Source organism: Colwellia sp. BRX10-1 (assembly GCF_014077545.1).
GTDB lineage: Bacteria > Pseudomonadota > Gammaproteobacteria > Enterobacterales > Alteromonadaceae > Colwellia_A.
Genome location: NZ_JACGWC010000024.1, coordinates 22,237 through 48,558 on the forward strand (window position 1 = coordinate 22,237; position 26,322 = coordinate 48,558).

Annotated in this window: 22 protein-coding genes; 11 read left to right on the forward strand and 11 right to left on the reverse strand. The window is 38.3% G+C overall.

The features are described from left to right. Positions 1 to 59: 59 nt before the first annotated feature. From H4J75_RS16015 to lolB, 3 genes are all read right to left on the reverse strand, one after another. Complete coding sequence (locus H4J75_RS16015) at positions 60 to 1,007, reverse strand: ribose-phosphate pyrophosphokinase (protein ID WP_070376156.1); 948 nt, start codon at positions 1,005 to 1,007, stop codon at positions 60 to 62. 129 nt (positions 1,008 to 1,136) lie between these two features. Continuing rightward, positions 1,137 to 2,060, reverse strand: a complete 924-nt coding sequence (gene ispE / locus H4J75_RS16020) for a 4-(cytidine 5'-diphospho)-2-C-methyl-D-erythritol kinase (protein WP_182222689.1) — start codon at positions 2,058 to 2,060, stop codon at positions 1,137 to 1,139. Beyond that, positions 2,053 to 2,688, reverse strand: coding sequence for a lipoprotein insertase outer membrane protein LolB (lolB, locus tag H4J75_RS16025; RefSeq protein ID WP_182222690.1), 636 nt, complete (start codon positions 2,686 to 2,688; stop codon positions 2,053 to 2,055). Before lolB ends, ispE begins: the two co-directional genes overlap by 8 nt. 232 nt (positions 2,689 to 2,920) lie before the next feature. Between lolB and hemA the strand changes: the two genes are divergently transcribed. From hemA to kdsA, 7 genes are all read left to right on the forward strand, one after another. Further along, positions 2,921 to 4,180 (forward strand): glutamyl-tRNA reductase, encoded by a 1,260-nt coding sequence (gene hemA / locus H4J75_RS16030; RefSeq protein WP_070376159.1) that lies wholly within the window; start codon positions 2,921 to 2,923, stop codon positions 4,178 to 4,180. A 163-nt stretch (positions 4,181 to 4,343) separates the two neighbouring features. Further along, positions 4,344 to 5,432, forward strand: coding sequence for a peptide chain release factor 1 (prfA, locus tag H4J75_RS16035; protein WP_070376160.1), 1,089 nt, complete (start codon positions 4,344 to 4,346; stop codon positions 5,430 to 5,432). A gap of 8 nt (positions 5,433 to 5,440) precedes the next feature. Next, complete coding sequence (gene prmC, locus H4J75_RS16040) at positions 5,441 to 6,328, forward strand: peptide chain release factor N(5)-glutamine methyltransferase (protein ID WP_220465342.1); 888 nt, start codon at positions 5,441 to 5,443, stop codon at positions 6,326 to 6,328. A gap of 21 nt (positions 6,329 to 6,349) precedes the next feature. Then, positions 6,350 to 6,712 carry a SirB2 family protein gene (locus H4J75_RS16045; RefSeq protein ID WP_182222691.1) on the forward strand — a complete coding sequence of 121 codons (363 nt, stop codon included), beginning with the start codon at positions 6,350 to 6,352 and terminating at the stop codon, positions 6,710 to 6,712. 59 nt (positions 6,713 to 6,771) lie between these two features. Continuing rightward, positions 6,772 to 7,572, forward strand: a complete 801-nt coding sequence (locus tag H4J75_RS16050) for a SirB1 family protein (protein WP_070376162.1) — start codon at positions 6,772 to 6,774, stop codon at positions 7,570 to 7,572. A gap of 71 nt (positions 7,573 to 7,643) precedes the next feature. Continuing rightward, positions 7,644 to 8,906: a DUF819 domain-containing protein gene (locus H4J75_RS16055; protein ID WP_070376163.1), complete on the forward strand. Its 1,263-nt coding sequence runs from the start codon at positions 7,644 to 7,646 to the stop codon at positions 8,904 to 8,906. Between the two features lie 36 nt (positions 8,907 to 8,942). Then, a complete protein-coding gene (gene kdsA / locus H4J75_RS16060) occupies positions 8,943 to 9,791 on the forward strand; it encodes a 3-deoxy-8-phosphooctulonate synthase (RefSeq protein WP_182222692.1) in 849 nt (282 codons plus the stop codon). A gap of 163 nt (positions 9,792 to 9,954) precedes the next feature. Here kdsA and H4J75_RS16065 read toward each other — a convergent pair whose 3' ends face one another. Then, a complete protein-coding gene (locus H4J75_RS16065) occupies positions 9,955 to 10,506 on the reverse strand; it encodes a DUF805 domain-containing protein (RefSeq protein WP_182215466.1) in 552 nt (183 codons plus the stop codon). Positions 10,507 to 10,934: 428 nt separating this feature from the next. Continuing rightward, positions 10,935 to 12,287 (reverse strand): dicarboxylate/amino acid:cation symporter, encoded by a 1,353-nt coding sequence (locus tag H4J75_RS16070; protein ID WP_070376166.1) that lies wholly within the window; start codon positions 12,285 to 12,287, stop codon positions 10,935 to 10,937. A gap of 173 nt (positions 12,288 to 12,460) precedes the next feature. Here H4J75_RS16070 and H4J75_RS16075 point away from each other — a divergent pair, with 173 nt between their 5' ends. Next, the gene (locus H4J75_RS16075) at positions 12,461 to 14,980 is read left to right on the forward strand and encodes a hypothetical protein (RefSeq protein ID WP_182222693.1); all 2,520 of its coding nucleotides are present in this window, start codon (positions 12,461 to 12,463) and stop codon (positions 14,978 to 14,980) included. 85 nt (positions 14,981 to 15,065) lie between these two features. Here H4J75_RS16075 and H4J75_RS16080 read toward each other — a convergent pair whose 3' ends face one another. Continuing rightward, on the reverse strand, positions 15,066 to 16,172 hold the full coding sequence (locus tag H4J75_RS16080) for an arginase family protein (protein ID WP_070376168.1): 1,107 nt from the start codon (positions 16,170 to 16,172) through the stop codon (positions 15,066 to 15,068). 390 nt (positions 16,173 to 16,562) lie between these two features. Between H4J75_RS16080 and topA the strand changes: the two genes are divergently transcribed. After that, a complete protein-coding gene (topA, locus tag H4J75_RS16085) occupies positions 16,563 to 19,262 on the forward strand; it encodes a type I DNA topoisomerase (protein WP_182222694.1) in 2,700 nt (899 codons plus the stop codon). Between the two features lie 339 nt (positions 19,263 to 19,601). Beyond that, positions 19,602 to 21,677, forward strand: a complete 2,076-nt coding sequence (locus H4J75_RS16090; RefSeq protein ID WP_182222695.1) for a spermidine synthase — start codon at positions 19,602 to 19,604, stop codon at positions 21,675 to 21,677. Positions 21,678 to 21,732: 55 nt separating this feature from the next. Here the strand turns inward: H4J75_RS16090 and H4J75_RS16095 are convergent, their stop codons facing one another. Beyond that, a complete protein-coding gene (locus H4J75_RS16095) occupies positions 21,733 to 22,152 on the reverse strand; it encodes a VOC family protein (protein WP_182215458.1) in 420 nt (139 codons plus the stop codon). Between the two features lie 336 nt (positions 22,153 to 22,488). On the opposite strand from H4J75_RS16095, the gene H4J75_RS16100 reads away from it, so the two are divergent. Then, positions 22,489 to 23,157: an ABC transporter substrate-binding protein gene (locus H4J75_RS16100; RefSeq protein WP_182222696.1), complete on the forward strand. Its 669-nt coding sequence runs from the start codon at positions 22,489 to 22,491 to the stop codon at positions 23,155 to 23,157. A gap of 35 nt (positions 23,158 to 23,192) precedes the next feature. Here H4J75_RS16100 and nth read toward each other — a convergent pair whose 3' ends face one another. From nth to rsxD, 4 genes are read right to left on the reverse strand one after another with little or no spacing between them, the layout of a single operon-like run. After that, positions 23,193 to 23,852: an endonuclease III gene (gene nth, locus H4J75_RS16105; protein WP_182215454.1), complete on the reverse strand. Its 660-nt coding sequence runs from the start codon at positions 23,850 to 23,852 to the stop codon at positions 23,193 to 23,195. Positions 23,853 to 23,870: 18 nt separating this feature from the next. Beyond that, positions 23,871 to 24,578: an electron transport complex subunit E gene (locus H4J75_RS16110; protein ID WP_182215452.1), complete on the reverse strand. Its 708-nt coding sequence runs from the start codon at positions 24,576 to 24,578 to the stop codon at positions 23,871 to 23,873. Positions 24,579 to 24,583: 5 nt separating this feature from the next. Then, positions 24,584 to 25,243: an electron transport complex subunit RsxG gene (rsxG, locus tag H4J75_RS16115; RefSeq protein ID WP_182171345.1), complete on the reverse strand. Its 660-nt coding sequence runs from the start codon at positions 25,241 to 25,243 to the stop codon at positions 24,584 to 24,586. Further along, positions 25,243 to 26,319, reverse strand: coding sequence for an electron transport complex subunit RsxD (rsxD, locus tag H4J75_RS16120; RefSeq protein ID WP_182222697.1), 1,077 nt, complete (start codon positions 26,317 to 26,319; stop codon positions 25,243 to 25,245). Before rsxD ends, rsxG begins: the two co-directional genes overlap by 1 nt. Positions 26,320 to 26,322: the final 3 nt, after the last annotated feature.

Sequence of the window (26,322 nt, forward strand, 5' to 3'; positions counted from 1 at the left end):
CCCGAGTCAAAATATGACTCGGGGCTTTATTATTTATGAAGTTCTTTTATCAGGAATGCTTAACTGTCAAACATTGCTGAAATAGATTCTTCGTTACACACACGGCGAATCGCTTCAGACAACATACCGCTTAAAGTAAGTTGACGAACAATACCAAGCGCTTTAATTTCGTCGGTAAGTGGTATTGAATCTGTTACCACTAACTCATCAATAACAGAATCTCTTAGGTTTTGCGCAGCATTACCAGAAAGAACTGGATGAGTAGCATAAGCAATAACGCGTTTAGCGCCATGTGCTTTTAATGCTTCAGCCGCTTTTGCTAATGTGCCACCAGTATCTATCATGTCGTCGACAATAATACAGTCGCGGTCAGCAACATCACCAATGATGTGCATAACTTGTGCAACATTGGCTTTTGGACGACGCTTATCGATGATAGCAAGATCGGCTTCATTGAGTAATTTAGCTACGGCACGAGCGCGAACAACACCACCAATATCAGGAGAAACTACAATCGGGTTATCTAGATCACGAGAAAGCATATCTTCAAGTAAAATAGGTGTGCCAAATACGTTATCTACCGGTACATCGAAGAAACCCTGAATTTGCTCAGCGTGTAGGTCAACCGTTAATACTCGGTCAACACCAACACTTGATAAAAAGTCAGCGACAACTTTCGCAGTAATTGGTACACGAGCACTACGTACACGTCTATCTTGGCGAGCATAACCAAAATATGGAATAACTGCAGTAATACGACCAGCAGATGCTCGTCGTAATGCGTCAATCATCACAATTAATTCCATTAGGTTATTATTCGTTGGCGCACAAGTTGATTGAATAATAAAAACATCCGCACCGCGTACGTTTTCGTTAATTTCAACACTGATTTCACCGTCGCTAAAACTACCGACTTTGGCATCGCCTAAAGTCATATACAAACGATCAGCTACTTTCTTGGCCAGTTCAGGGGTGGCATTACCCGTAAATATTTTCATGTCAGGCACGGTCAGTTCCTCGGAAACTATTGACATTTTAAGTTACGCTATTAGTAAACCTTGAGTTTACTATCAGCAAATTATTAAATTTTTTCCAGTGGTTCTTGGCATTTTTATGAAAATAAATTCTCAATGGTATTAATATTCTGCATTTTCTACTTGCAATGTTACTAAGTTGTTAATGGCATTGCGTAATGGAGATGTATTGACACCTTTTGCCACAAAAGAAATTATTCCATTAGGAAGTAATGACTGGATGCGACAAGCCTCTTGCTCAGTATCAAAACGAGAAAAAATACACGCTCCGGTACCAGTCATTCGAGACGGGGCGTATTCTACCAACCAAGCCAGTAACTTGGCAACCTCGGGATACTTTTTTATTACTAACGTCTGGCAGTCATTGTGGCATAAGTCTATGTCTAACTTACTAATATCATCATTTAAATTAACTTTTGCCGTATTGCGAGTTAAGTCAGCATCAGTAAAAATACTGGCAGTAGAAATACTGACATCAGGTTTACTGACTAAAAACCAGCTTTCTTGAGGATAAACAGCAGTGAGTTCTTCACCAACACCTTCAGCAAAAGCAGAAAAACCATGAATAAAAATCGGTACGTCAGCACCTAGCGATAGGCCAAGTTTTGCTAGCTCGGTGGTAGACAAGTTGGCCTGCCACAAAGTATTTAATGCCAATAAAATAGTCGCGGCGTTGGATGACCCGCCACCTAATCCACCCCCCATAGGGAGAATTTTTGTTATTTTTATTTGTGCACCTAAATATACGTTATTAAAAGTAGTCGGATTTTTTAATAGGTAGTTTTGTAGTAACCGAGCTGCTTTTACAATTAAGTTATCTTCATGTAATACACCATCAATCGGCGTGAGTAATTCAATACTATTACCCTGAGTCTTTCTTATTTCTATGGTGTCGCTGTGATCTAAAAATTGAAAAATAGTTTCTAACTGATGATAGCCGTCGTTGCGTTGACCAATAATATGGAGGAATAAATTAAGCTTTGCCGGTGCAGGAAAACTATAAAATTGCTGGTTAGTCTTAGTCATTACTTGTCACGTCCCATTGATGAACATTAATTTTAATGGTGATGTTATCTTGTTTTATGGTGAACTTCGTTGCTAATTGATATTGGTCTACTTGTTGATAGCCACTATACTTAATAAACCATTTTTTTTCACCAGAGTAGCTGGTCAATGTTTGGGGTAATTGTGTTGTTTCGTTATAGGTTATTTTATCACTAGCTAAATAAGGTAAGCCTTTTAACCAGAAAGTCATCGCGTGTGTCGGTAATGTAAAACCTGTTAACGAAGCAAGCAGGGAGTTTAAATCAGGGCTTTGGTAGCGCTCACCATCGACATTAATAACATGCATATTATTGACCGACTCTAAAGTAAAAACTTGAATACCTAGCACTGTGGTTAAATTTAGCATCTGGCGATTTTTATCTCCTTGGTAATGCCAATTTAATGTTAAGCTATGACGCTCTTTAGGGCTGATTATGCCCATTTTCCCTTTTATTTTCCAATTCGACATTGCTGTGAGCTTTTTAGTGCGCTCGGTAATGTTTTGATGTTCAGTAATTTGCTGATGGTTATTCGTTAAAGAACTACAACCAGATAGAAATATCAGTAAAAAACTGAAAAAGAGTGGCAGCGATAAGGTAATTTTATTCATATAAACCATTATTATTGAGTTAATCGCCATAATATTGCGTTATCGCGTATTTGATGCTTTTAATTTTCTGCGATTTTTCGTAAAATTAACATCATTATTTATCATAGATCATAGGTTTTTTATAAAACTTGATTAATAATGTCGTTAATAAAAAGATTAATGGAAAAAAAATTGCTATCGATAATTTTTATTTCTTATATTAATCGTCTTAAAAAGGCTGAATCGTTCCGTTATGTCTATAGTTGCTGTTGGAATCAATCACAAAACTGCCCCTGTTGCCGTGAGAGAAAAAATCTCTTTTAATCCCGACAATTTAAGTGTGGCATTAACTGAATTACTTGGAAACGTAGAATGTCGTGAAGCGGCTATTTTATCAACATGTAATCGTACAGAGCTGTATTTAGTTCAAGAAGGCGATGTAAGGGTTACCCAAGAAAAAGTTGTCCGCTGGTTAGAAAAACATCACAATGTTCCTGCTTCAACTATTACGCCAAGTTTATATTGGCATACTGATCAACAGGCCGTTAACCACATGATGCGGGTTGCTTGTGGCTTAGACTCTTTAGTTTTAGGCGAACCGCAAATCTTAGGTCAAATGAAGCAAGCCTATAGCCAAGCGAAAGCTGCTGGTTCTATGTCTTTAGTCATGGACCGTTTATTTCAACGTACTTTTGGTGTTGCTAAACAAGTTCGCACTGAAACTGAAATTGGCGCGAGTGCGGTTTCGGTTGCTTTTGCATCGGTAAATCTAGCAAAACATATTTTTGCCAGTCTTGAAAATGTAAAAGTACTATTAGTGGGGGCCGGTGAAACTATTGAACTGGTTGCTAAACATTTATACGAGAATAAAGTGGGTAAAATAACTGTTGCTAACCGCACAATTGCCCGTGCAGAAGCAATGGCTGGTGCTATTGGCGCTGACGTTATTACCTTGGCGCAAATCCCTGACAAAATGGCTGACGCCGATATTGTTATTAGTTCAACCGGTAGTACTTTACCCATTATAGGTAAAGGTATGGTTGAACACGCATTAGGAAAGCGTAAGCATCGTCCTATTTTTATGGTTGATTTAGCGGTTCCTCGTGATATCGAAGAACAGGTTGGTGATCTAGAAGATGTTTTTCTATATACGGTCGATGATTTACAAGGCATTATCGCGAAAAATTTAGCTAATCGTCGCAAAGAAGCTGTTCAAGCTGAGGCAATAGTTTCTACTCAATCTGATGTGTTTATGTCATGGCTTCGTGGCTTAAATACCCAAGATACCGTTATAGATTACCGTAAACAGTGTTTAGAACATCGCGATCTGTTACTTGATAAAGCATTGTTACAACTGCAGGGTAATAAGTCACCAGAAGCTATTTTGGCTGAGTTAGCCACTAAGTTGACCAATAAATTTATGCATGCACCCACTAGCGCTATTCAATCGGCGGCCCAAGGTGGCGAATTAGATAAATTGGTATACTTACGCGATATTTATAACATTAAATAACGGTCTCGACCTTACAACACACCCAAACCGTATTTTGATGAACATTTGAGCTTAGCTGGGTATTTACAGCTTTTTTACACCTTTGATTGAAAGTGCTCAACTAACCCTTTAAACTGCACATCACCAATTTTTATCCGCTGTTTCCTAATTATAAGATTTCTTAATGAATAAATCTGTTTATCAAAAACTTGAAATATTAGTCGAGCGCTTTGAAGAAGTTCAAGCCTTGCTTTCTGATCCTGGAACACTTTCAGATCAAGAAAAATTTATTGCCTTATCAAAAGAGTTTTCTCAATTAGAAGCAGTCACTAGTGTGTTTAATGACTACCAAAGCGCAGAAGAAGACTTTGCTTTAGCTGAAGAAATGCTAAAAGATGAAGACCCTGAAATGCGTGAAATGGCGCAAGAAGAATTTAAATCAGCTAAGAAAACCATTGAAGAATTAGCCGATCAATTACAAATTTTACTATTACCTAAAGATCCAAACGACAACAATAACTGTTTTGTTGAATTACGTGCAGGAGCCGGTGGTGATGAAGCGGCAATTTTTGCTGGCGACTTATACCGCATGTATAGCCGTTACTGTGAAAAGAAAGGCTGGCGTATTGAAGTTATGAACACCAATGAAAGTGAACAAGGTGGCTATAAAGAAGTCATTTTCAAAGTGCTTGGAGAAGGCGTCTACGGACAAATGAAGTTCGAGTCTGGTGGTCATCGTGTGCAACGTGTTCCTGAAACTGAATCTCAAGGTCGAGTGCATACTTCTGCTTGTACCGTTGTTGTTATGCCTGAGATACCAGAAGCTGACGCGATTGAAATTAATAAAGCAGATTTAAAAGTTGACACTTTTCGCGCATCAGGTGCGGGTGGACAGCACGTTAACAAAACTGATTCTGCCATTCGTATTACCCATATTCCAACAGGCGTAGTTGTCGAGTGTCAAGAACAACGCTCTCAGCATAAAAACCGTGCGCAAGCGATGTCGGTATTACAAGCTCGCTTACAACAAGCAGAAGATGAAAAACGCCGCAGTGAAGAAGAGTCTTCACGTCGTAATTTAGTGGCAAGTGGTGATCGTTCAGAACGAATTCGTACTTACAACTATCCGCAAGGACGTATGACGGACCACCGTATTAACTTGACTTTATATCGTTTGAACGAAGTCCTTGAAGGTAACTTGCATTTGGTCCTAGAGCCTATTATGTTAGAAAATCAAGCCGATTTACTTGCGGCTCTTGCTGAGCAAAACTAGTTATTGGTTTGAGCGAATCCTTAAAACCGTCAATAACATATTGCCAGCAGAGTTTTGCTGAAATAATTAATCAAGGGCAGCAGTTACTCGCTGCCTTTTCTGATAGCGCAAAACTCGATTGTAAAATCCTACTTGCCTTTGTTTTAAATAAAGAAACAAGTTATTTGTTAACTTGGCCTGACAAAAAGTTAGCAGAGCATGAATTCCACGCTTTTTTAGCTTTATTTGAGCGCCGTTTGCAAGGCGAGCCTATTGCTTATATTACACAAGAACGTGAATTCTGGTCACTGCCTTTTTACGTATCACCAGCAACCTTAATTCCTCGTCCAGATACAGAGTTACTGGTCGAACATATTTTAGCGCGCCATCTAGCAAGTGATTTATCGTGCTTGGATCTCGGTACGGGTACCGGAGCTATTGCTCTGTCGCTTGCTTCAGAACAAAAGCAGTGGCAAATTCACGGCATTGATTTTAGTGACGCTGCGATTAGTTTAGCTAAAAAAAATGCTCAACGGTTACAGTTACCACAGGTAGAGCTTTATCAAAGTGATTGGTTCTCTAATGTAGCTGTAGATAAAAAGTTTAATATTATCGTTAGCAACCCCCCTTATATAGATGAAGCCGATCAGCATTTAATTGCAGGCGATGTCAGGTTTGAACCGCTATCTGCTCTGGTTGCTCGGGATAATGGTTTTGCAGATATCAAACGTATTGCCAAAGACGCACAAGGTTATTTAACCCATAATGGTGCACTCTATTTTGAACATGGCTTTGAACAAGCGGCTGGCGTTAGCGATATATTAAAGCAATTGGGTTATCAGTCGATTGAAACATTTAAAGATTACGGCGGAAATGACCGAGTTACTTGCTGTATTTATGTACAACAAGAACAATGAAGATAAATATAAGGTTTTTGCATGAAACATTTACATATGACTCTGGCGGCAATAAGCATTATATTGTTCACCTACCGGTTTGCATTAACCTTGATGAATTCAGCACAATTAGATAAAAAATGGTTGAAAATCAGCCCTCATATCGTTGACACTTTTTTATTACTATTAGGTGTTGGTCTGGCTGTCAAGTTAGCGATAAATCCAATAGAATATTTATGGCTAGGCGAAAAGTTACTTGCCATTATTTTTTATATTTTTACCGGCTATTATACGTTGAAGTTAGCTCGTAACCGAATGATGCAAGTGATAGGTTATTTAGCAGCTATGGGCTGGATTATGTTAGTGGTGCGAATAGCGACAACAAAACAAACGATATTTTTATAATAAATATACCCTGAAATAAGCAATAACTATAAATAGAGTCAGCAATTAAAAATTACAGCATGAATGAATTATTATTTTCCGAGCTCAATGATGACGATAAATCACTTATTGAAGCTTTTGTACTTATTGAAGAAGTTGTTTTTGGTGATAGTGACTTTGAGCCAACAAACCTTAGTCAAATAGTTGAACAATGTTCAGAATTAATTTCTGATACAGAAGAGTATCTTGAAAAAGCTGAGCAATTAATCAACGAACTTTTCATTGGGCAACTTTTTATTGATAATCAACGTGATTTTTGGCCCGTTAGTGCTCATAAGTTACAAAGTGGACTCGATTTTAAATTAATGGCCCCAGCGCTAAAAAGTATAGTGCTTTGCCATATATTTCGTCTTTGTGGTTTTGAAGCTGATGTGGTGTACGTACCAAAGAAAAATATGATTCGCGTCGTCTGTGATGATGTTTATGCGATTGTTTTTGATCCCATTACTGGAGAGTCTTTAAATTGGCAGGAGCTTGATTTATGTATGGATGAACTTGATGGCGATCCACAAAGCGACCAAATTGAAGATATTTCAAGGTTAAGCTTAATTGTTAAGCACGTTAGCTCATTGAAAAATGCTTTGATCCGCGAAGGGCAGTTTGCTCAAGCATTAAAGTGTGTTGATATATTAATAGCGTTACGCCCAGAAGATCCGTTTGAGCGTCGCGACCGAGGTTTTTTGTTGCATCAACTCGATTGTTTTAAAGTCGCTTACGATGATTACCAATATTTTGTCGATAAATGTCCAAAAGATCCTGCTGCGCAATTATTAAAAATGCAATTGGACAAAATCACTATAGCTGATACGGTATTACATTAATAAGCCTTAGAAATAAGGCTGTAGTTTACAAATAAAACCAATAAATCAAATAAAAATAACAAGGTTAATCAATGGAAGATCAAATTATCAACAATACACCTTTTATCACGAATGACGCCACGGTTATGGGGTTACTCGCACTAATACTTGGATTCGTTTTTTATACTTCAAATAGTGAACACCCCGCATTTAAGAAGTTCTATAAATACGTGCCAGCATTACTTATGTGCTACCTATTACCCTCTTTGCTAAACACTTTTGGCATTGTTAGTGCAGAATTGAGTCAAGTAGACGAAGTCGCCAAGTATTATTTATTGCCGGCTTGTTTGGTTTTACTCACTTTGAGCATCGACATAAAAGCAATTGTTGGTCTTGGTAATAAAGCGATTATTATGTTTTTAACCGGCACGGTTGGTGTGGTTATTGGCGGCCCAATTGCGCTCTTAGTTATTTCTGCTATTTGGCCTGAATTACTTGGTGTAACTGGTCCTGAAGCTGTTTGGCGTGGTATGGCTGCGCTTGCGGGGAGTTGGATTGGTGGCGGCGCAAATATGTTGGCGATGAAAGAAATTTATGGCGCTGATGGCAAAATATTCACCATTATGGTGACCGTTGATATTGTTGTAGCCAACTTGTGGATGGCGGTATTACTTTATTTAGCAGCAAACCATAAGCGTATTGATGCGAAGAGTGGCGCTGACACTTCAGCAATTGATAGATTAATTGATAAAGTAGAGTCTGCTCAACGTGAAAATATCAAGTTGCCGTTACTAAAAGACTTTATGATGATTATAGCGGTAGGTTTTGGCGCTGCTGGTTTAGCACATTTTGCCGCTGACTTTTTAGTCCCTTATTTTCAGACAAACTTTCCTGAATTAGAAAAATTTAGCTTACATTCAAAACTATTCTGGATAATCGTCTTAGTGACTACGATAGGATTAGCATTGTCGTTTACTAAAGTAAGAAAACTTGAAGCCGTAGGAGCTTCGAAAGTTGGTAGTAGCTTATTATATGTATTAGTCGCGACAATAGGTTTGCATATGGACGTTACTCAAATTGTTGAGTCACCCAAATACATAGCCATTGGAGTTATCTGGATGTTAGTCCACGTTGCTTTACTGCTTATTGTTGGCAAAATGATTAAAGCACCGATCTTCTATCTAGCTGTTGGCAGTAAAGCCAATATCGGTGGTGCTGCTTCTGCGCCCGTTATCGCATCAGCATTTCATCCTTCTTTAGCGCCGGTTGGTGTACTACTGGCGGTGTTAGGTTATGCTTTAGGTACTTATATGGCTTGGTTATGTGGCCAGTTATTAAGAATTATTGGTAGCTAATCGTTTGTTAGCTCCAGACTTTATTTTGGAAAAATTATGACAATAACTTCAATTAAATTGACTAAATACGATATTGAAATCGCTAACGATAAACCGTTTGTTTTATTTGGTGGTATGAATGTATTAGAGTCACGTGATTTAGCGATGAGCATTGCAGAGCACTACGTAGAAGTGACACAAAAGCTCAATATTCCTTACGTATTCAAAGCATCTTTTGATAAAGCGAACCGTTCGTCTGTTCATTCATACCGAGGACCAGGTTTAGAGGAAGGTCTGAGAATATTTGAAGAAATAAAGTCGACCTTCAACGTACCTATCATTACCGACGTGCATGAAATACATCAAGCGCAACCTGTAGCCGAGGTGGTTGATATTATTCAATTACCGGCATTTTTAGCGCGCCAAACAGACCTAGTGGTTGCTATGGCAAAAACCAATGCGATTATTAATGTTAAAAAGCCACAGTTCTTAGCAGCACATGAAATGCGTCATATTATTAATAAATTCGCAGAAGCAGGCAATGAGCAAGTTATTCTTTGCGAGCGCGGTAGTTGTTATGGTTACAATAATCTTGTTGTTGATATGCTAGCGATGGATGAAATGAAAGATTATGCGCCAGTCATATTCGATGCCACTCATGCTTTACAGCAGCCGGGTGGCCGAGCTGATTCTGCAGGTGGTCGTCGTGCTAAAGCTGCACAATTAGCGCGTAGTGGTATGGCATTAGGTTTAGCAGGTTTATTTATAGAATCACACCCTGATCCTAATAACGCTAAATGCGATGGCCCTTGTGCGTTGCCGCTTGATAAACTTGAGCCTTACTTACAGCAAATGAAATCAATTGACGATTTAGTTAAATCATTTGAGCCATTATTGACTGATTAGTAACAATAAAAGCGTCGTTAAAACACAAAAACCTGAGTAGCTACTCAGGTTTTTTTATAGCTGATATAATATCTTGCTTAGTCATCTTAGTCGCATTTTTTTATAGTGGTTATTCGGGGTTGTCCTTAGCACGAGTATGGAACAATACTAAATTGCGCTGAAATCACTTAGGGTGATCCTCATCGGGCTCTTTTGATTGAGTTTTGTAGGTGAGTAAGTAGAGCAGTATAATAATACCGGCGACTGGCGCTAAGCTTATTAGCTGCCACCAAATACTTAGCCCAGCGTCACGCAGACGTCGAGTACATGCAGCGACCCACGGCAGTAAAACTAGTAATGAGGCAATTTGCATTGGCAGCGGACTAGCGAAAGCCTCGGCGAGTAATTTAGCGAAGGCGAGTAGCATCGTTATGGCGAGCGCGAGCCACCAAAAATCTGCGCGTGAAGTCAATCCACTAAATTCTAGGCCTTTTAATATACCTTCGTGAATTGATGCGAGGGCAGATTCGCTGGGTTTATCGGCATTTAGCAGTAATCTCTCTGCAGGTACTTCAAATACGGCGGCAAGCGCTCGTAAAGACTCTGTTGATACCTTAGCACCAGATTCAAGTCGCTGGATTGTCCGAAGGTTTAAGGAGCTTAGTGTAGCGAGTTGCTCTTGTGACCAATGCCTTTCAAGGCGCATCTCCCTGAGTTTTACACTATTAATGTCCATTAATTTTCCTTGTACTGATGTGTTAAGATTATTCTCTATGATAATGCCGCATTGTATTATACGTGACGACAAGGCGGTGACATCACCTCGACATCGAGCCGACTTTAAGCTGTCGGTATCAACTTTAGCTATTTTTCTGTCGAAAACCAGCTTCAGTTTAACGTGATACGCTACTAGAAATTAGTATTATTTAACTTGAATATTAGCACCAGCGCTTGGTTTATTACCACTATGACATTGCAAATAGTGTATGGTAAACATCCGTTGATAAGGTGATATCTGTACAAATTTGATAGTGCTTATAAGGGCGCTTGCAATATTGTTTTTGCTTAGCAAGGTATGATAAGTATTAATGTTTTAAATACCCAAAACATAAAAAAGGTGCTTTAAAGCACCTTTTTTTTGTTTAATATTCTGTCTTGTAAGTGCTAATCGCCACTTTGGTTTTTTTCTAAGTCTTGAAAATCAATATTCTCAATTTTACTTCCTGCATTTTCATCATAAAAAATATCTTCATCAAACTGATTTTCTGATTTAGCGACAACAATTGAGACCATGCTGTCACCCGTGACATTAACCGCGGTTCGTGTCATATCAAGCAAACGGTCAACACCTATAATTAAACCTATGCCTTCTACAGGTAAACCTACTTGATCTAGTACCATAGCTAGCATAATTAAACCTACGCCTGGAACACCAGCTGTGCCAATTGAAGCTAAGGTCGCGGTAAGTATTACCATTAAATATTGACTAAATGTTAAATCAACATTAAACACTTGCGCAATAAATACAGTAGCTACGCCTTGCATTATAGCCGTGCCATCCATATTAATGGTTGCACCTAGAGGTACGGTAAACGAAGCGATTGAATTTTTAACACCCATTTTTTTGGTAACAGTTTCAAGTGTTACCGGAATGGTTGCATTACTGCTGGCTGTTGAAAATGCAAAGATAACGGTATCACGCATTTTTTTCAAAAAAGTAATTGGGTTTAAACCAGTCATTACTTTTAAGATAGTAGAATAAGTTACCGTAGCATGTAAAATTAGTGCAAAGAAAACGACTAAGAAGTAAACAATTAGGTTGCCGAATACCTTAAGTGACATATCAGTGAATAAACTCGCTAATAAACAAAACACACCATAAGGAGCAAGGTTCATTAATATAGTTACCAAGCGCATGATAACGGTACTCATGTCTTCAAATAAACTAGCAATACGTTCGCCGGCTTTACCTGAAAGCGCTATAGCAATACCAAATAACAAAGCAAATATAATGACTTGAAGCATATTGCCTTTTGCAAAAGCTTCAAACGGATTACTCGGAAACATTTGAATAAAGACTTGCGCTAAAGAAGGCGCTTCACGACTAGTGAAGGTTGTGTCCGAGGCCATGTTGACCCCTTCGCCAGGGCTTATTAATAACGCTAAAAACATTGCAAAGCTAATCGCTATAGCTGTTGTAATTAAATAGAGTGAAATGGCTTTACCGCCAATACGTCCAAGTTTTGTGGTATCTTTTAAGGAACAAGTCCCACAAATCAGCGATACAAAAACCAGTGGTACTACCAACATTTTTAAACTTGAAATGAAAATTTGTCCAATGACTTCAAAAATCCCGTCAACCAAAAATGATCGTAATGAAAGTTCAAAGAAATAGAGTGGGATAACAAAGTCTGATTTGTCTGGCATAAGAAATTGTAAGGATACGCCTACCGCGATACCGGCAAGCATGCCAGTAACAATTCTAGCGGTTAAACTAGCTTTTTTTTTATCAGTCATAAAGAAATGCAACGTTATTTTTTATTATAAATTATGAATAGTAGATTAACAGGTAATTCATTGATAAAAAAGCTATTGATTAAAAAGCAACTATAGCGCTATTTTTAATGAAATTTCTAGAATATAAGTTACTATAAATAGAGATGTAAATAAAAATACTAAGGGATGCTTGTATGGCACTGCTTCAACGTTTGAGTTTTTGGATTTTAATTATCGCACTAAGTGGTTGTGGTGGTAGTGGTGATGGCGGTTTATCTAGAGTGGAAACTCCGGTTGCAGGTGGATCTGTTGCCAGTACTATTTCACTCAATATTTCCGATAGTACGGTGACCGGTGCTGCACCGGTAACGGTTACAGCAACAGTAATGCAAGGCAGTGCTCCTGTTTCAAACAGAGCGGTAACCTTCGCAACAAATTTAGGAGCCTTTTCGCCATCTTCTGGTTCTGCTTTAACAAATGAAGATGGTATCGCTACGATTACCCTCACAGCAGGTAGTGTTCGTGGTGCTGGTGAGATATCCGCTTCTCTTTCTTCTGGTGAGATCTCGTTAGTACCATTAGGCTTTAAAACACAAGGTGATGATATAGGTGTTGTCGGTGATATTAATATCAACGTCACTCTCATAGATGGTGATAGCAATGCCACTGACACGGTTACGTCATCAAAACCGGCAAGAATAATTGCGACAATTGATGGTATTAGTGCTCCTTTGATTGTTACTTTTAGTTCTACTGTAGGTGATATACCTATTCCATCTGCTATCACAAATGCAAATAATCAAGCGATTGTTGATATATATGCGGGTGAAAACTTAGGTGCAGGAACTATTACTGCATCAATTACCAGTGGAGAATCGGGTCAAACAATTTTTGTTGTTGGTTCTTCAACTGTCATTATGGGAGCAGGTAGCCCATTTATAGAAGGTGTTGCTGATGTCAGTTTAACGAATATTTCTGCTGGCGGAACGAGTGTTATTTCAGTATCAATTGTTGATGATCAAGGTAATCTATTTACTGAACCTGTAGATGTTAATTTTTCATCTGGGTGTACGGCACAATCAACCGCTACACTAAGTACACCGATTACTACCTCTAATGGTGCGGCGACAAGTACTTATCTAGCACAGGGGTGTGTAGGTGATGACACGATTAATGTCACTGCTAATGCTGGGGGCATTAATTTATCAGCAACAGCATCTGTTAGCGTTTTAGCTGCTGACATTGGTAGTATCGAGTATGTGTCTGCATCGCCAGAGCATATTGGTATAATAGGCGCTGGTATTGTTGGAGGCTCTGAAAGTTCAACGGTGATGTTCAAAGTAAAAGATACCGATGGTAACCCCTATAATAATCGTCGAGTGAATTTTTCCTTAAATACCAATGTGGGTGGTATAAAATTAAGTCAAAATTTTGCGACCACTAACGATCAAGGTTTAGTACAAACAGTTGTTAATTCAGGCTCTGTTGCAACTACAGTGCGTGTTACAGCATCGACAGAGTCATTAGGTGGCACTTTTGTATTTACTCAATCCAGTCAACTCGTCGTTTCAACGGGTTTACCGGACCAAGATAGCTTTAGCTTGGCCCGGGGGGTCGCAAACCCTGAAGCTTGGGGCATTGATGGTGTAGAAGTACCTGTTGTTGTTCGCATGGCTGATGCATTTAATAATCCAGTACCAGATGGAACCGCTGTTAACTTTACTACTGAAGGTGGTTCTGTAGGTTCCTCATGTACAACAACTAATGGTGCATGCTCTGTTATGTGGACCAGTCAAAACCCTCGTCCAGCGGGACAAGTATTAACCAGTAGTTTTTGTAGTGTGGCTGAAAATGATGATCCAGCGATCTTTTGTGCTCGCCAACCTTTGCCAAATGGTAATAATTATCTTGGACAGGAATATGGCGGAAGAGTGACAATATTAGCAACCGCTATTGGTGAAGAGTCATTTCCTGATAAAAATAGTAATGGTCGCTTTGACGAGAGTGAGTTCACTTTGTTTCAAGGAAAAGATGTTGGCGATAGACTTTACGACCTAAAGGAGGCCTTTGTTGACCATAATGAAGATAATTTATACAATCCAGTAGAAGTGAGCACTCAAGCTGGTGGTGAGTTAGAAGAGTTTGTTGACTTTAATAGCAATGGAATTTTTGATATAGAAAATAGTGTATATAATGGTATTTTATGTGGTTTAAATGATATAACGAATCCAGGTACCGAGGTAGCCAATCAATATTGTGCTAATCCAGATGATGAACCTGATCCGACCAAAAAAGCGCAAAAAGTGTCAACCAATGTTCGTGGCTCTACCGTTATTATTATGTCAGGTACGTCACCATATATAACCGTTACAGCAACAAACGATGCCGTTGTCGATACGTCACCAAACTTTGACCGAAACGATATTTCTCTCTATATTGCTGGCGAAAGTACCGGAACAGTTAGTGTTGTTATCGCTGATTTACATAACCAACCTATGCCGGCTGGTACTATTGTGTCATTTGTAGCTAGTGTTGGATCTGAAGTCGGTACCAGTAGTTATACATGGCCAGGGGATTCGAGTAATGGTGGTAGCCAATTTAGTGTTGCGATTAAAGGTGAGGCGGAACCAACCAGTGGACCATTAGAAATAAAAGTTGAAACCCCTGGTGGTGTAACAACTGTATTTAGTGGTGTAAGTATTATTATTCAATAATAATTAACTTTTCCACCTATAAAAAAAACCGCTTGTTAAGCGGTTTTTTTATTTTTATTTATCGATAACAGATAAAACTAAAAATTTATTTAGCCATCTCTGCTATTAAAAAGGCAGAGATCTCTGCGCCAGCCGCTAACGTTTTATCACGACTCTCTTTTCCTAAACCTGTGCTGTCGGTAAAAGGAGCAATTTCCATCATGTCAGCACCGGTAATACGGTATTTTGCTGCTAAAGCGCGAAGTATATCCATCGCTTCATTTTGAAATAAACCATCTGGCTCTGGTGTGCCTGTGGCAGCAGCGACAGTTTCATCAAGTGCATCAATATCAAAGCTTACATACAATTCATCAATGTTTTCATCTTTTAATTGCGCTAAAATATTTTCAATGATTTTTTCAACGCCCAGCTCTTTCACTTCATGAGCCCAATGTTGTCTTACACCAAAAGTGTTTTCCCAATGCGACTTAGGACGACCGCTCGAGCGAATACCCACTTGAATCAAATGATGTTTTTCATGTAAATCATCTAAAATATGGGTACACCAAGAGCCAAAGCATAAATCAATGCCAAGGCGTTCAACCAATAAATCAGTGTGAGCATCAAAATGAATAATAGCGGCACGAATGCCGCGCTTTTTCTTTGCTTGCAAGTAAGCTTTTGTTAACGGGTAGCTTACTGAGTGATCGCCACCAATGCCGAAAATACCTTTTTGTGGGAACTCAGCATAAAAGTCGTGTAATACATCTTCAGTAATGGTTAATGGGCTAACAGCATAAGGGCTGTTTTCATCTTTATAAAGGGCTTTTCTACAGTTAGAAAGCGTTGCTTCATTTAAATATTTATCATGAAGTAAATGTGGAATAACGCGAACATCTCCCATATCAAATGCTTCAAGCTCAGGGTATTGTTCAAGTAAAGTTGAACGGACAAATAATGGCCCCCAATTTGCTCCACGTAAAATTCCGCCACCGCAATCAGAGGCAACACCTAAAATAACGGCATTTGACGCATCAGGAAGCCCTTTTAATGACTCTTTCCAAATATTATCAATGTCTGTCGATTGACCGAACAAGGCTTGATGCAATTGCTCTTTACGCTCTTTAGCGGTATTGACGGTAAAAACACCGTTACCTGCTGGGCATAAACAGTTGGTTAGTTTTTCCTGTAAGTTAGTCCATGATGTTGTCATATATTTGTTCTCTTGTTATTTATCCGAATAATTTACATTGATAGTAAGCATTAAATGAATATTGTTTTACACGGTGACATAGGCTTTTTGACTGGCAACAATTGAATTTAAGATAGAATTAAATTATCGTTGGCAGGAAAGTTTTTATAATAGTCATACCGAAATATTGACGCCATTATAACGAAAATAGCTCAATTAGGCGATGTTATTAAAAATAATAACTTGTCAGCTTGCTTATTTACCGATATATCTAATAGGAATTCTAATTTCAATGATTTATGGTTTTTTTGTGCTAAAAATGAGTTGCTCGGCTAATTTTTAGACAGTTCTGACCGAAATGTAATTATACTGGCAAAAAAAATAGCCAGTGACGTAGGAAAGTATATATATATGGCAAAATCTCTGGTTATTGTCGAATCACCAGCCAAAGCGAAGACAATTAACAAATATCTTGGTAAAGACTTTATTGTGAAATCTAGTGTCGGTCATGTACGTGATCTTCCTCACAGTAGTACTGGTAAAAAAGTTGCCGCGAAATCTCCTGCTGAAGTCAGAAAAATGGCACCTGCAGCAAAAGCTAAATATAAAGCTAAACGAGATAAGCAAGCACTTGTTAACCGCATGGGTATTGATCCTGAAAACGATTGGGAAGCAAATTATCAAATACTCGAAGGCAAAGAAAAAGTTGTTGCTGAATTAATCAAACTTGCCGGTTCAGCCGACACTGTCTATCTCGCAACCGATTTGGATCGCGAGGGAGAGGCGATTGCTTGGCACTTAAAAGAAATTATCGGCGGCGATGACAGCAAATTTAAACGTGTTGTCTTTAATGAAATAACTGAAAACGCTATCCAGCAAGCTTTCTCTACACCCGGTGAATTAAGTATGCCAGGTGTTAATGCTCAACAAGCAAGACGTTTTCTTGACCGTGTTGTTGGCTTTATGGTTAGCCCATTATTGTGGAAAAAAGTTGCCCGTGGTTTATCTGCCGGTCGCGTACAGTCGGTTGCTGTTAAATTAGTTGTTGAAAAAGAACGTGAGATTAAAGCGTTTGACCCGAAAGAATTTTGGGAAATCACCGCTGACACAAAAACCGCTTCTGGTTTAGATTTTCCATTAGATGTTACCCACGAAAATGGTAAAGCATTTAAGCCGACCAACGAAAAAGATGCGAAAACAGCATTAGCAAGTTTAGAAAAGTCAGCCTATACCGTAAATAAACGTGATGATAAACCGTCAAAAAGTACCCCCTCTGCTCCTTTTATTACGTCGACACTGCAACAGGCAGCAAGTACTAAATTAGGTTTTGGCGTAAAGCGTACTATGGGTTTAGCTCAGCGTTTATACGAAGCAGGTCATATCACTTATATGCGTACCGATTCAACCAATCTAAGTAAAGATGCAGTTGAAATGTGCCGTGGTTATATTGCTAAAAACTTTGGTGAAAATTATTTACCTGAAAAAGCGAAAATTTACAGCAGTAAGTCGGGTGCACAAGAGGCCCATGAAGCGATTCGTCCATCTAATGTTAAAATAGAATCTGCATTTATGGAAGGCATTGAAGCCGATGCTAAGAAGCTTTACGACCTAATTTGGCGACAGTTTGTTGCTTGTCAAATGACAGCTGCGCGCTATACCGTTAGTACCATTACTGTTGGTGCTTCAGGCTTTGATTTAAAGGCCAAAGGTCGCGTCATGCAATTTGACGGTTGGACAAGAGTCCATCCGCAATTATCAAAAGGTGATGACAAGCATTTACCTGATTTATCTGTTGGTGAAGTATTAACCCTAGAGCAGTTAAATCCAGCGCAACACTTTACTAAACCACCAGCTCGTTTTGGTGAAGCATCACTAGTAAAAGAATTAGAAAAGCGTTCAATTGGTCGCCCATCAACGTATGCGTCAATTATTTCTACTATTCAAGACCGTGGTTACGCTCGCTTAGATAAAAAACGTTTTTACGCCGAAAAAATGGGCGAAATTGTTACTGACAGTTTATCTGAAAGTTTTAAAGACTTAATGAATTATGATTTTACCGCCAACATGGAGCAAGAGCTTGATGAAGTGGCTGAGGGTAAAGCTAATTGGAAAGATGTCCTTAACGGTTTCTATAAAAATTTCACTAAACAGTTAAGCCAAGCTGATATGCCTACTGAAGAAGGTGGCATGCGTAATAATGAACCGGTATTAACAGATATTGATTGTCCGACCTGTGGTCGTAAAATGGGTATTCGTACTGCTTCTACTGGCGTCTTCTTAGGTTGTTCTGGTTACGCTTTACCGCCAAAAGAACGCTGTACGCAAACGATGAACCTTACTTCTGGCGAAGAAGCGGTCAGTGTATTAGTGGAAGACCAAGAAACTGATGCTTTACGTGCCATGCGACGCTGTGATAAATGTAGTACTGCGATGGACAGTTATTTAATTGACGAAACGCGTAAGCTACATGTTTGTGGTAATAACCCTGTTTGTGATGGTATTGAAGTTGAGACCGGCGAGTTTAAAATAAAAGGTTACGATGGTCCCATTTTAGAATGTGATCGTTGTGAGGCTGAAATGGAGCTTAAGTCAGGCCGTTTTGGTAAATATTTTGATTGTACCAATGCAGAATGTAAAAACACACGTAAGTTACTAGCAAGTGGTGAAGCGGCTCCTCCAAAAGAAGATCCTGTGCAACTACCTGAATTACTTTGTGAAAAATCAGAAGCACACTTTGTATTACGTGATGGCGCAGCGGGTATTTTCTTGGCAGCGAACACTTTTCCGCGCTCAAGAGAAACACGTGCACCTAAAGTTGAAGAGCTACAGCGTTTTAGAGACAGAATATCGAGTAAATTTTATTATTTAGCCGATGCGCCTATTAAGGATCCTGACGGAAACTTAGCCGTTGTGCGCTATAGTCGTAAAACCAAAGAACAGTATGTCATGACTGAACTTGCACCTGAAGCCGATGGCGCAAAACCTAAAGCAACGGGCTGGAATGCAAAGTATGTTGAGGGTAAATGGGTTGAAGAAGCAAAGAAAAAAGTAAAACCCAAAGCCAAGGCTAAAGCAAAGCCAAAAGCTAAGGCAAAACCGAAAGCTGAATAATATATATTTAGCTTAAAATAAAAAAAGCGCTATGTAGCGCTTTTTTTTATGTTCAGGATGAGCAGTATGCATGATGACATGGCCGCTTTTTGACAGCCATGTCATCAAAGTATTAATAAATCCATGTATGTCGAGGTGAAATAATGACGTGGTCAGGATGAATAGTATGTCATGATCACATGGCCGCTCTTTGACATCGCGGCATTAATACATCCATGTATCTCCATGTGAAAGAATGACGTGCTCATGATAAAGGGGATTAAAAAATGCCCACATTAGGTAACACAAGCGTAACCAGCAATTAGCTAGTTAGATTGACGATTAAGAGAAATATATTAAATGCTATATCTGGCGATTATTTTTTTAAGTGCTTTTTTATTATTCCAAGTACAACCCCTTATTGCTAAATTGATTTTGCCATACTTTGGCGGTGGTTCAGCTGTCTGGACTGCATGTTTATTGTTTTTTCAAGCTTTTCTATTATTAGGATATTTTTACGCTCACTGTTTAACACAAGTTAAATCTGTCAAAAAACAATTAATTATTCACTCGGTCTTTCTACTTGTCAGTGTGTTATTTCTTCCTATTGGCATTCAAGATTGGGGTGATATATCACAGACAAGTTCGCCACTTCAAAATATCCTACTGTTATTAACCGTATCGATAGGGTTACCTTATTTTATTTTGTCGTCAACGGGCCCGTTAATACAGCGATGGTTAACTTATATCGAAATAGGAAAACTCCCTTATCAATTGTATTCATTATCCAATGTAGGTTCTTTGCTGGCGTTAATCAGTTTTCCTTTTCTATTTGAACCGCTGCTAACCACAACTCAACAATCAAATTATTGGACGTTCGGGTATGGTTGTTATGCGTTACTACTGGTAACGTTATTATTAAAAATGTCAAAATTAAGCTTTACTTCTGTTGAGCAAAGTACTCAGCAAGCGTTGGATAAAATCGTCGTAACAACCACATTATTGGATAAAGTTTTATGGATAGCCTTAGCCATGGTTGGTGTTGTTTTATTAGTGGCGTCCACCAATGCTATGACACAAAATATTCCCCCTGTGCCTTTTTTATGGATAGTGCCGCTGTGTTTATACCTACTGACTTTTATTATTAGTTTTCATAGCTCTAAGTGGTATGTCAGAGAATATTGGTTTGCGCTATTTGTACTCACGGCTTGTTTAGCTTTGTTGATGTACTTTATTGGCTCGCAACTCGACATTATTTCACAAGTGGTTATTTACGCTTGTATATTATTTAGTGCGTGTATGATTTGTCATGGGGAATTAGCACGTTTAAAACCGCAAGTTCAGCAGTTAACTTTGTTTTACTTATTTATGTCATTGGGTGGCTTTTTAGGTAGTGCCTTTGTTGCTTTTATTGCGCAAAATATCTTTGATCAATTTTTAGAGTTTCCTTTAGCCATTATTAGTGTCTTTGTTCTTTTAGCTTTGAGTATTTATTCACAAAGAAATACGGCAATAAAAACACAAACTTGGTTGGTAGCATCTAATCTTATTTTAGCGGTCAGTTTTACCGTGGGATTGTTTTATCTTAATACGCTTTTTGTTAAAACTAATGTGGCAAGTGAACGCAATTTTTACGGAATTTTAAGTGTTAAAGATGTAGAAGTTAATAATAAAGTGCAACGTCGTTTGATTGATGGAACAACATCACACGGTACGCAATCATTAGAGAAAGGCAATGAAAAAACGCCATTAAGTTACTATAGAAAAAATACCGGTGTTGCTCTTACACTTGAGCAACTGACCAAACAAAGAGTACAAGAGGGGAGTGCTCAAAATATAAATGCCGGATTTGTGGGCTTGGGCGCAGGTACCTTAGCGGCTTATGGTAATAAAACTGACCACTATATATTTTATGAATTAAACCCTGCGGTTATTTTTGCCGCTAATAACTATTTTAGTTACTTAAAAGATTCTGCTGCCAACATTGAAGTGGTTTTAGGTGATGGTCGGGTTAGTTTAAAGCAACAATTTGAAGATTCAGGAAGCAAACAGTTTGATGCCTTAGTCATTGACGCCTTCTCGGGTGATTCCATCCCACAGCATTTATTAACAAAAGAAGCATTGCTGCTTTATTTTAAGCACCTAAAAAAAGATGGCGTATTAGCGATACACATTTCTAATTCACACCTTAATTTAACACCTTTAGTGCGTGGCTTAGCCGATGCATTAGATAAAGAAATTGTTTATGTGGAAACGCTAGCCGACAAAGAAAATGAACATAATGTTCAGTGGGTGCTAGTAACAAATAATGAGTTTTTTCTTAATGATGCGCGCATTAAAATATACGCGAGTGCTTGGCCAATGCCAAATATTGGCGAAAAGAGTCGTATAATATGGACCGATGATCACAGTGATTTATTATCAGTACTCAAGTAAACATTAAATATCTTGTCGAGTGAAATGTCATCGACAAGATAATTAAGCCGTTACTTTACCAGCTTCCTTGATTTTCCATACTCAACCAAGGCTCTTGAGGGGCTAATGCGTCATCTTTTTGCAATAACTCAATAGATATGCCATCTGGAGATTTTACGAAAGCCATATGGCCGTCACGAGGCGGACGATTAATAACAACACCTGATGCCATAAGCGCCGCGCAAGTTTTATATATGTCAGCAACCTCAAATGCTAAATGACCAAAGTTTCTGCCAACGGTATATTCTTCTTCAGAATCCCAGTTATGGGTCAGTTCAATTTCAGGGCCGCCAACTTCTGTCGCAAGAAAAATCAATGAAAACTTCCCTTTGGGTACATCGACACGTTTTGTTTCAATGAGCCCTAGCTGATTAATATAAAAATTGAGTGACTTATCTAAATCATGTACGCGAACCATTGTGTGTAAAAATTTCATTTTGTACCTGTTTTGTATTGTTAGCTAATAAAAAGTAATGATTTACAAACAGCAAAAACTTCATCTGTTGTTTCGATAATAATTCATTTACCATTACATTAATTGCCACTATAAACAGAAAGTATTTTATTTACTATGCTAATTAAAAACGAATATCAGTAAATACACCCACTGAAAAATAAAATGACATTATCAATAGTTTATTTTATATTCTTATGTAGTCTGTTAACAATATTACAACAAATTAATGACATGATAAAAATAATACCACTCACATATAGCTTGATTATCTGTAGTCTCCTATGGCCTATTATTAGCCAAGCTACAGAAGTATCAATGGCTTTTAGTAAAGAAATTCCTCCTTATATTTTTGAAGATGATAATAGTGGAATCGAAATAGATATTATTAAAGCCGCCTTAGCTCATAAAGGGCATACGTTAAAGCCAATGTACTTTCCATTAGGACGAATTCCTTATGCTTTCACCAATAATTTAGTTAATGCAGTCATGGGAGATATGGGGGTAAACTTGAAATCACAAGGCGGTTTTTATGCCAAGGCAGCTGTAATCTATGACAATGTATTTATTACTTTAAAGAATAAAAATATTTTACTGGAAAGGCCTAAAGATTTAGATTCGTTGAATGTGGTTTCTTTTCAAGGAGCAGATAAACGCTACCCTAAATGGCTAAAAAAAGTAAAAGAAGACAGTAGGTTTTATGGCGTTAGCGACCAACTAACACAAGTGAAGTTACTGTATTTTGGGCGCTATGATGTGGTGGTAAGCGATCGTTATATCTTTAGATATTTTGTAAAGAAACTTAATTTAATGCATGGTCTAGATAGCCAAGAAATTACCGAGCACAAACTTACTATCGATAAACCAATGGACTATCGTCCCGTATTTAGAGATAAAAAAATTCGAAATGATTTTAATTTAGGGTTAACTAAAATTAAGGAAAGTGGTGAGTTTTTGCGGATATACAACAAGTATATAAATTTATAACTAACGGTTATACACTGATAATAATCGAGAACGAATTAACTGGTTTTCTCTTTAAAACTACATAAATCTTCTATTATACAAGAACCACAACGGGGGGTTCTTGCTATACAAGTATAACGACCATGCAGAATGAACCAGTGATGCAAGTTATAAAAAAACTCTGTTTTTCTTGGTGTGTTTTTAATAATATTTTTTTCGGTTTCTTCAACTGTTTTCCCTTTCGCATAACCGGTACGATTTGCCAGTCTTTGAATATGGGTGTCTACTGCAATAAAGTACTTACCTTCATTATCTTTTAGTTGGCCAAAAGCGGTGTTTAAAACAACATTTGCTGTTTTTCTGCCAACCCCAGGTAAGGCTTCTAATGCCGCCCTTTCTTTGGGAACTTCGCCATTATGTAAATCAACTAACATTTGGCATGTTTTTAGCGTGTTTGCCGCTTTAGTATTAAATAAACCAATTGTTTTTATATAAAACTTCAAGCCATCAAGGCCTAAATCAAGTATAGCTTGAGGGGTATTAGCAACAGGATAAAGCTTTGCTGTGGCTTTGTTAACACCAACATCAGTCGATTGTGCTGAAAGCAGCACAGCAATAAGCAACTCAAAAGGTGAAGAAAAATTAAGTTCAGTGGTTGGGTGTGGATTATTGTCTCGTAACCGAGTTAATATTTCTAAACGTTGTACTTTATTCATGGCGTTATTCTTTTATTATTATTTTTCATCAAAATTGACACGAACTCGTTCAATTTCCTTACTTTCTGTTTTAGGCTTAGCGGCTGCTACTCGATCATCAATGGCGTTTTTTAAAGCTATAAATAAGCCCATGACGATAAAAGCACCTGGGGGTAGTATGGCGAGTAAAAATTGACTATCGAGGGTGTAAACTTCAATACGTAATATACTTGCCCATTCGCCAAGTAATAAATTAGCGCCATCAAACAGCGTTCCTTGGCCAAGTATTTCTCTTACTGCACCCAACAACATCAATATTAATAAAAAGCCTAAGCCCATCATTAAACCGTCAAAGCTTGCTTGTTTAATTGGGTTTTTAGAGGCATATGCCTCCGCTCTACCAATAATGGCACAGTTAGTAACAATTAAGGGTAAGAATATGCCAAGTGATTGATATAAGCCAAAAGTATAGGCATTCATTAATAATTGCACACAGGTAACAAAAGAAGCAATAATTAAAACAAAAATAGGGATCCTAATTTCTTTAGGTACCCATTTTCGTATTGCCGATACGGTAGTATTTGAACAAATTAGAACAAATAAGGTCGCTAAGCCCAAACCAATAGCATTGGTTAGGGTCGATGTTACGGCTAATAATGGACACAATCCTAAAAGCTGTACTATACCCGGATTGTTCTTCCATAAACCTTGCCAAGCTAATTCTTTATATTCATCGTTAATTTTCATGACGATTAAGCTCCCTTAGCAACATCTTGATTTGAACAATTACTCGCTGCTTCAAATAATTCATCTTGGTGAGCGTTAAAATAATTAACGGATTTGCGTACTGCTTTGACCACAGCACGTGGGGTTATTGTCGCGCCTGTGAACTGGTCAAACATGCCGCCATCTTTTCTTACTAACCAACGATTATCATTTTTATCAATGAGCTTTTTACCGGTAAAACTATTGATCCAATCACTTTTTTTCTCTTCAATTTTATCGCCTAGTCCAGGCGTTTCTTGGTGTTTTAATGTTCTAACACCGCTTATGCTACCATCGATATTGATGGCAACAATAAGCTCTATATTGCCACTGTATCCATCTGGTGCAACGGTGGTAATTGCTGCAGCAACAGGGCTATTATCATTTCTTGCCCGGTAAACTTTTGGTGGGTTAACTGTGCCTAATGCCTCGTTAGGTAAAATGAAGCAGTCTTTATAGATAACATTGTTGTAGCTATTTTTGGCAATGATACTGTTTAAATTACGCAATAAGTCTTGTTGTTGCTGCAAGATAATTTGATCTTTGGTGAGTGAATGAACCACGCCAACAATTGCCGTGCAAGCAATAGCAAATAAAGCGAGGATCCTGGCATTTTTACTGACTGCACTGGTAAGAGAAAGGACCATTATTCTTTGCCTGCTTTACTTGATGAAATATTATGCCCATAAGTACGGGGGCGTGTGTATTGATCTATTAGTGGAGCAGCCATGTTACAAATTAGCACTGCAAACGCGACGCCATCAGGGTAACCGCCGTATTTTCTAATAATAAAGACTAAAAAGCCTGCTAATGCGCCAAAAACGATTCGGCCTTTAATACTGGTAGCGCCAGAAACTGGGTCCGTTAAAATAAAGAATGCACCAAACATACATGCACCATTAAACCAATGGAAGAGTGTTGAAGCGTTAGTATCTTGGCTATATAAAAAAGCAATTAATGAACAAACAAATATGCTTGCTAAAAAGCTAACGGGTGTTGCCCAATGAATTGTTTTTTTGCCTATTAAGAATAGACCACCGAGTAAAAACCCAGCACTAACCCATTCCCAACCCACTCCAAAATTTTCACCAATGACGGGACTTGTCATACTTTCTGCAATGTTTAAGCCCAGTGTTAGGTTTGTTTTTACCGTATCTAGGGGGGTTGCCATGGTATAACCGTCGACATGTGTTCTTAGTTGCTCAACAGAATAGCCATCAATGGTAAAGCTACTAAAGATTACAGAGAGTGTATCAACAAAATTTAACGGTAAGGTCATTAGTTCAAGTGGCGGTAACCACGATGTCATTTGTACCGGAAATGAAATCAATAGCATGACATAAGCGGCCATTGCAGGGTTGAAAGGGTTATGACCTAGACCTCCGTATAATTGCTTTACGACAATAATGGCAAAAGATACACCGATAACAGTGATCCACCACGGCGCTATGGCGGGTAAACTAATCCCCAGTAATACCGCCGTTAAAATAGCGCTGCCATCAAATAGTTGCGCCTTGATATTTTTCTCCCGTAAAGATAAAACGGTAAATTCTGCTATTAATGCGGTGATCACAGCGAGTGATATATGGATTAAATTACCCCAGCCAAAAAAATACCACTGGGCAAATACACCGGGAATAGTGGCGTAAATGACCATACGCATTATTGATGATGTTTCACTTTGAACATGATTATGTGGTGAGCTTGCTATCCAAAAGGCCATAAT